At 68.5% G+C, this 7394-nt stretch carries 5 protein-coding genes and 1 pseudogene; 3 read left to right on the forward strand and 3 right to left on the reverse strand.

All coding sequences use genetic code 11. The features are described 5' to 3' along the window. The first annotated feature begins 653 nt into the window (after positions 1–653). Positions 654–2441, forward strand: coding sequence for a reverse transcriptase/maturase family protein (locus KS423_RS32885; protein WP_224283412.1), 1788 nt, complete (start codon positions 654–656; stop codon positions 2439–2441). A 106-nt stretch (positions 2442–2547) separates the two neighbouring features. Continuing rightward, positions 2548–3375: pseudogene (locus KS423_RS32890) on the forward strand (transposase); the annotation flags it as partial. A 130-nt stretch (positions 3376–3505) separates the two neighbouring features. On the opposite strand, the gene KS423_RS32895 reads toward KS423_RS32890, so the two are convergent. From KS423_RS32895 to KS423_RS32905, 3 genes are all read right to left on the reverse strand, one after another. Then, a complete protein-coding gene (locus KS423_RS32895) occupies positions 3506–3796 on the reverse strand; it encodes a hypothetical protein (protein ID WP_224283413.1) in 291 nt (96 codons plus the stop codon). A gap of 139 nt (positions 3797–3935) precedes the next feature. Then, the gene (locus tag KS423_RS32900; protein WP_224283416.1) at positions 3936–4292 is read right to left on the reverse strand and encodes an Imm1 family immunity protein; all 357 of its coding nucleotides are present in this window, start codon (positions 4290–4292) and stop codon (positions 3936–3938) included. A gap of 80 nt (positions 4293–4372) precedes the next feature. Beyond that, positions 4373–5371 carry a winged helix-turn-helix domain-containing protein gene (locus KS423_RS32905; protein ID WP_224283414.1) on the reverse strand — a complete coding sequence of 333 codons (999 nt, stop codon included), beginning with the start codon at positions 5369–5371 and terminating at the stop codon, positions 4373–4375. A 59-nt stretch (positions 5372–5430) separates the two neighbouring features. Here KS423_RS32905 and KS423_RS32910 point away from each other — a divergent pair, with 59 nt between their 5' ends. Then, on the forward strand, positions 5431–6636 hold the full coding sequence (locus KS423_RS32910; RefSeq protein ID WP_224283415.1) for an MFS transporter: 1206 nt from the start codon (positions 5431–5433) through the stop codon (positions 6634–6636). Positions 6637–7394 lie beyond the last annotated feature (758 nt).

The following is a 7394-nucleotide window of genomic DNA, read 5'->3' on the forward strand; positions in this document are numbered from 1 at the left end:
GTCGCGTGGCTGCGCGAGCACCCCGGGGCCGAATACGTCTGCCGTGACGGCTCCGGCTCCTACGGCGAGGCGATCCGCCGGGCCCTGCCCGAAGCCGTGCAGGTCAGCGACAGGTGGCAGTGCGCCATGAGGCGCCTTGTCGTATCCCCGATTCAGTCGGGAAGAATTTGGAGGGAGGTTCTTGGGTCCAATGGCTTACCTGATCCGGAAACGGTGAGGGGACCGCAGCATGCCAGGAAAGTGACGACCGGGCCCAGGCATTGGGGACGGGGCGTCGCGGGACCCGCGTGATATGGCGAAAGCTGGATTGCCTGAATTCCAATCCCCAGAAGATTGAAGGTCGAATCCGCCGGAAAGATGCCTGAAACCGGCGCCGTGCCCTGCGACGGCTTGATGCCATGGCCGACGCAACCTCCAGAGCGCGGAGCGATGCCCAGCGAGGGCATTCAAGGGGATGAGTGGAACGCCTACGTCACGCTGTTACGTACGACAAGGACGAACATGGGATCGCCTAAGGGAGGAGATCTTCCTATGGCGACGGAGGCCCCGTAGTAGTCGCCGGAGTCACGACCGGCCGAGGAGGACGGGAAAGCCGTCCGCACGGGCGAAGGGGGCCAGGTGATCGGACACCCAAGAATCGGGAGGTATGCGTAATGCAGAGCGCCGAAACGGTGCTGGGTGTCCTCCGTGAACGCGGCAGGCGCGGCCTGCCGTGCGATGAACTGTATCGACAGATGTTCAACCCGCAGTTGTATCTGTTGGCCTATGGGCGTCTCTATTCCAACAAGGGAGCGATGACGCCCGGGGTCACCGGGGAGACCGTGGACGGCATGTCGCTGGGCAAGATCGAGCACGTCATCGACGCGCTGCGCCACGAGCGCTACCGGTGGAGCCCGGCCAGGAGGGTCTACATCCCCAAAGGGCGGGGCAGCACGAAGCTGCGTCCGCTCGGCCTGCCGCCCTGGAGCGACAAGCTCGTCGGCGAAGTGGTCCGTCTGCTTCTTGAGGCGTACTACGAGCCGACGTTCTCCGACTCCTCCCACGGTTTCCGTCCCCGCCGGGGCTGCCACACCGCGTTAAGTGATGTGGTCCATACCTGGACGGGTACGGCCTGGTTTATCGAGGGCGACATCGCCCAGTGCTTCGACCGGCTTGACCATTCGGTCATGCTCCGAATCCTGGGCGAGAGGATCCGCGACAATCGATTCCTACGGCTGGTGCACAACATGCTCAAGGCCGGATACATGGAGGACTGGGTCTGGAACGCCACGCACAGCGGAAGTCCGCAAGGCGGGGTTGTTTCACCGATCCTGTCTAATATCTACCTGCACAAAATGGACGAGTACGTCGAGAAGGTTCTGATCCCGGAATACACCCGGGGAGGAGTCAGGCAGTCGAACCGCGCCTTTCATCGGGTGTGGGCGGCTACGGCACGCGCTCGCAAGCGTGGTGACCGCACCACAGTGCGGGAACTGCGCAAGCAACTCCGCAGCATGCCCAGCATGGATACTCATGATCCCGGCTACCGGCGGCTGCGGTATGTGCGTTATGTCGACGACACCTTGCTCGGGTTTGCCGGACCAAAGGCAGAGGCCGAGGAAATCAAGGAGCGTCTGGCACAATTCCTGCGTGATGAACTCAAGCTGGAATTGTCGCCGGAAAAGACGCTCATCACTCATGGCCGTACCCAGGCCGCGAGGTTCCTCGGCTACGACATCACCGTGCACCACAACGACCGCAAGATCACCGGCGGACGACGCTCCGTCAATGGGGTCATCAGATTGCGCGTCCCTCGTTCGGTGGTATCTGCCAAGCAAGCCCAGTACATGGAGCGCGGCAAACCCGCGCGTCGGCCCGAACTGCTGAACCAGGACGATCACGTCATCCTCAGCACCTACGGGTCGGAGTACCGCGGCATCGTCCAGTACTACCTGATGGCCGGCGACGTCTTCCGACTCGCCCGGCTGCAATGGGTCATGGAGACCTCGATGTTGATGACGCTGGCGAACAAGCACCGCTCGTCGGTGTCGAAGATGGCCCGCAAGTACGCGACCACCATCGAGACACCGCACGGGCCGCGCAAGTGCTTCGAGGCCCGCGTCGAACGCATCGACAGGAAGCCACTGGTCGGACGGTTCGGCGGGATCCCGCTGCGACGGGACAAGAAGACGGTCATCACCGACCGTCGGCTGGCCCCGGTCAACACCAAGCGCAAGGAACTGGTCACCAGACTCCTCGCCGGGCGATGCGAGGCGTGCGGGCGCGTCGACGAGGTGGAAGTCCACCACGTCGCCAAGCTCGCCGACCTCGGAAAGCCAGGACCAGACCGGCCCCCGTGGGCAGATCTCATGGCCACACGGCACCGCAAAACCCTTGTGGTCTGCGGAAATTGCCACGCAACCATCCACGGAAGGAAGTCCGTCCCAGCACTCACGGAGTAGTCACTGGAGAGCCGGGTGCGGTGACAAGTCGCAAGCCCGGTTCGGGCTGGGGGCCGTGGGAAAAGGGCCTGCTCAGCAGGCACCTCGCCGACGGCCCACCAGTACTCTCTGGAGCAACCTGTGTGGCAAGGTCCTGGCCGAGGTCCGCTCGCACGCCGCCTGCTGGGCCACCGCGGTGAACCCCGCCCGGCCCGGGGGTGTACGCGAGCAGACCACCCGCGAGCGCTGGCAGCGAGTCCACAATCTGCTTGGCCGGGGCGTCGGGCTGCTCGAATGCGCCCGCCGCCTCGACGTCGCCCTGAACACCGTCAAGCGGTACGCCCGCATGAAGGAGCCCACCGGCGACCGCCGCGCACCGCGCTACAAGCCCACGCTCGTCGACCCCTACCGCGACCACCTCCGCGCCCGCCGCACGGAAGACCCGGCCATCCCCGTGCTCCAACTCTTCCGGTAGATCAAGGAGTTGGGCTATACCGGGAGCCTCAATCTGCTCTACCGCTACATCACCCAGGGCCGCGTCGAGGGCGACAAGCCGGTCACTATCCCGCAGCGTTTCGCCCGCCTCCTGCTCACCCGCCCCGAGAATCTGCGCGACAAGGACACCGCACTACTGGGGGAGCTCACCGAAGCCTGCCCCGAGATGGCCGAACTCGCCAGCCTCGCAGGCGAGTTCGCTCAGCTGCTGACCCCAGCGGAGGGCAACGACGCCAAGCTCACCGACTGGATCACGACAGCCCGCGCCGCCGACCTGCCCCACCTGCACTCCTTCGCGAACGGCCTTGAACTCGACCGTGCCGCCGTCGACGCCGGACTCACCCTCCCGTTCCACAACGGCCGCACCGAGGGAGTCAACACGTGGACCAAACGGATCATGAGGCAGATGCACGGCCGAGCCGGGTTCCCCCTGCTCCGCCACCGCATCCTCCTCCGGTGATCACCACAGAGCGTTACCACCGATTACGGGACAGAGCCGTTGGCTGGACACACCCTCTGGTCGCTACGGCCGCCTAGCTAGGCCGGCACTCCCTCACCGAGGCCCTGGACAACCCCAACAACCGCGCCGCCTATGACCACCTGTGCCAGCCGTTCCGGCCGAACCGGTGCCACATCGGGGCGTCGGCGCCGAAGCGGCGCAGCAGCGGAAGGGTGGTGGCCACGACCGGCAGGGCGCGGTGGTGGTCGCGGGCGGTGGCGGTGTCGTAGTACGCGGGGTACGGCGGCGCGTACCACGTGTCCTCGGAGGCGGCCTCGACCTCGTCCATGCGGTGCAGCAGTCGCTCGTGGTCCCGCTTGGCCTTCTCCTCCCTCTGCTCCGGGGTGAGCCGAGGCGGCCGGCGGCGCGCTCCTGGTTCCACAGCAGCGAGGGTGGCAGGCAGGTCCTGCTCAAACTGCTCGCGGGTGTCGGCAGGCTGTGGAGCATGAAGCCGAAGGCCCGTCCGGTGGATCGGTTCTGATCCACCGGACGGGCCTTGGCGTACTGTCGGTTACTGCTGGTCAGTAGTCCTCGAACTCCGGCCGGTCGTCCCGTTGGCCGTTGAGCTGCCCGGTCACCCAGGCGATGGACTCGGGACGTTCGCCGGTGGCGGAGCGGCAGAATTCTTCGATGACGGCTCTGACCTGCGTGAGCGGTATCGCGCTGGCGGGGTCATGGAACCGGGGGTAGTGCGGATCGGAGACGAGTTGCGAGTCGATTTCGGTTGGGGTGGGGTTGTCGGAGATCCATAGGTGGTCGTAGATTCCGCCCACCCGGGGAGGGAGATTGTTCGTCCACCATGCAATGACCCCGAAGCCGGTCGCCTCGTTGGCCGCGACGCTAAGGTAGGCGCATGGGTGCTTGGCCTGCGGTTCGATAAAAGGCCAGGCACCCTACGCGCGCTTGACAGGCCCGGCCCTCATGGGTGCAGCGATGACTTTTCGAGCCCGACAGGCGTTCAGCTGGCCGCCAGGGCTGCGCCCAGCGGCGTGTGCTCGTAGCGGACGGCCCGGCCGGTGCGAGTGCGGGTGACCAGGCCGGCATCGCGTAGCACCGCCAGATGGCTGCCGACGGTGCCTAGGCTCAGGCCGAGCTGGGCGGCCAGCTGCGTCGTTGTTGCAGGCACGTCCAGCGCGCGGAGCACGTCCGCGCGGCGGGGGCCGACCAGTCGGCTCAGGGCCTCGCTGCCCGGTGCACGCGCCACTGGGCCGAGCAGGTCCGCGATGCCCCGCGCGGGATAGACCAGGGCGTAGGGCCATGGCGGCTCGACGTAGCTGATCAGAGTGCCGAACACCGTCGGCATCAGCAGCAGGCCCTTGCCGGCCAGCCGGTGCCGGTCCCATTCGGTACGCGAGCCCGTGCGCACCTCGATGGTCCCGGTCTGCCCCTCGGAGCGCCAGGTCACCCGGGGGTCGAGATCGGACAGCGCTGCCGCCCAGCCGTACATCGCCAGGTGCCCGGCGCGGCGGACGAGGTCACGCTCCAGCACCGCGCGCAGCCGCGGCCAGTCCGGCTCGACCAGCGCCTGCCAGCTTGCCTCGAGCGCGTCGGCGAGCTGGGTGACCACGTCTGGCGCGTCGAGGATGCGCTGCACGTAGCGCGGCGGCGTGCGCAGTCCCGCCAGGTTGCGGGCCAGTTCCAGGCGTGCGCGGTGCAGGGGCGTGGCGCGCACGGCGGCCAGCTCGGTGGCGAAGTCGCCACCGGAGCCCGACGGCGGCGGATGGATGAAGTCGGCGTTGTAGGCGCCGTGGCGGAACAGCGCCGTCAGCGCCCCGACTGCGGGCACCTGCCGGCGCAGCTGTTTGTACCGGGGCGCGATGCGTTCGGCCCACGGCCGGAGCGGGCCGGCGGTCTGCACGCCGGCTGCGACGCGCAGCGCCTGCATCGCCTCGCCCAGCGGCGAGATCGCGTAGCGGGTACGCGCCACGTCGACGGGTCCCACCTCGATGGCCAGCATGTTTTGCCTCCACACGAAAGCATAGTCACCATGGCTGGGCTGCCGTGATGCTGTCGGCCATGACCACCACGCCCGTCGCGGCACGCCCGGCCACCTACCGCGAGGTATTCGCTGTGGGCCAGTTCCGCGTGCTGTTCGGCAGCTACACGCTCTTCCTGATCGGCGAGACGGTGCGGATGCTCGCACTGTCCGTGATCGTCTACTCGGCGACCGGGTCGGCGCTGATGTCGGCGCTGGCGTATGCGGCAGGCTTCCTGCCCTATGCCTTCGGCGGCACGCTGCTGCTGGCTTTCGCCGACCGCTGGCCCCCGCGCACCGTCATGATCGGCTACGAGGTGCTGCGCACCGCGGTCAGCATCGTGCTCGCCACCGGTCTACTGCCGGTACCGGCCATGCTGGCACTGGTGTTCGTCACCGGTTTGCCCAGCGCCGTCGCCTCCGCTTCGCGCACCGCCCTTTTGCCCGACCTGCTAGACGGCGACCGCTACGTGCTCGGCCGTGCCGTCTTCTCCATGACGGCCGGCGGCACGCAGGTGCTCGGCTTCGCCGCCGGAGGCATGCTGATCGCCGCTGTCGGCGCACCAGGCGCGCTCTGGATCACCGCCGCGACCTGCCTGGCCTCGGCAGGCCTGCTACAACTGCGCCTGTCCCACCACCCACGCCGCCGCACCGGCGGTGAGGCCGGCATCAGCGAGACCTGGCAGGTAAACCGGGCGCTGCTGCGCCGGCCTGCGGTCCGGGCGCTGCTGCTGGCGCAATGGCTGGCACCGGCGCTGATGGTCGGCGCCGAGGGCGTGCTGGTCCCGTACACCGCGCAGGTCGGCGCACCTGACGCAGCCGGCCTGCTGTTCGCAGCGGTGGCCGCCGGGATGTTCGCCGGCAACCTGATCGTCGGCCGCCTGGTAAGCCCTGAGGGCCGGGAGCGGCTGGCCCGCCCCCTCGCGCTTGCGCTCGGATCGCCGCTGCTGGGGTTCGCGCTGCACCCCGCACCGGGATACGCCGCCATCCTGCTGACAGTGTCCGGTTTCGGCGTCGCCTACCAGCTCGCACTGGCCCGCAGGTTCCTCGACGCGGTGCCCGAGACGCAGCGCGGTCAAGCGTTCGGCCTGCTGCTGACCGGAACGATGACGCTGCAGGGCCTGGCCGCCGCAGCCGGAGGCGCGTTGGGCGAAGTCGCGGCTCCGGCGCTGGTCGTCACACTGGCCGGCGCGGCCTCGGCCATCGCCGCCCTGACGTCCTGGCGAACGCTGTCGCCCACACCCTGAAAGCCCTTCATCACATCGTCGTGGCCGACCGGCCGATCGTCGCCATCACCTGCGCCAACACCGCCGGCGGCCCGGTCGGCACGATCGCCGACTGGACCACCGACGACTCCCACCCCCTGCCCGGTGGCCGCCAGCAGATCGCCGATGCGGTCCTGGCCGGCGCCGGACCCCGGGGCCTGCCAGGCACCATCAACGAGGTCCAGGCCCTGACCCGCAAATCACTGGCAGCCGTACGGCGGCCTCGACTTCACCGGCCGCATCCCGATCCTCGCGTGCACCCTCGACCAGCTGACAGCCCGCGGCCCGCACGCCCCGATCTGGTGGCGCTTCGGCAGCCACCAGTGGCAGAACCTCACCGACGCCCTCGCCAACACCGAGTACCTCACCCGCACCCGGGCCCGCCTCGCCGCCGAGGAGCAGGCCGCCGAAGACGAGAAGGAACGGCGCCTGGAAGCCACCCGCTGCCCGGGCTGCGACCGCCGCGAGGACGAGTACGACTGGACGCCCGGCGCCAGCGACGGCACCAAGCCCTGCTACGACTGCCGCAAGGAAGCCGACGACACCCGCGAGCACGACGCCCTGCTCGCCGCCCGTCGGGCGAACGCCGCCATGCACCCCTGCCACACCTGCGAGGGCTCCATCGGAGGCAAGCCGGACTCGGTCGCCGAACTGCGCAAGCCGGCCGACCCGTACCGCCTGGAATGCCCCGACTGCGACGACAAACGCCACGCCAACGGCCGCCCGCCGATCATTCTTCC

It is taken from the genome of Streptomyces sp. LS1784 (assembly GCF_020103755.1).
Classification (GTDB): Bacteria; Actinomycetota; Actinomycetes; order Streptomycetales; family Streptomycetaceae; genus Kitasatospora.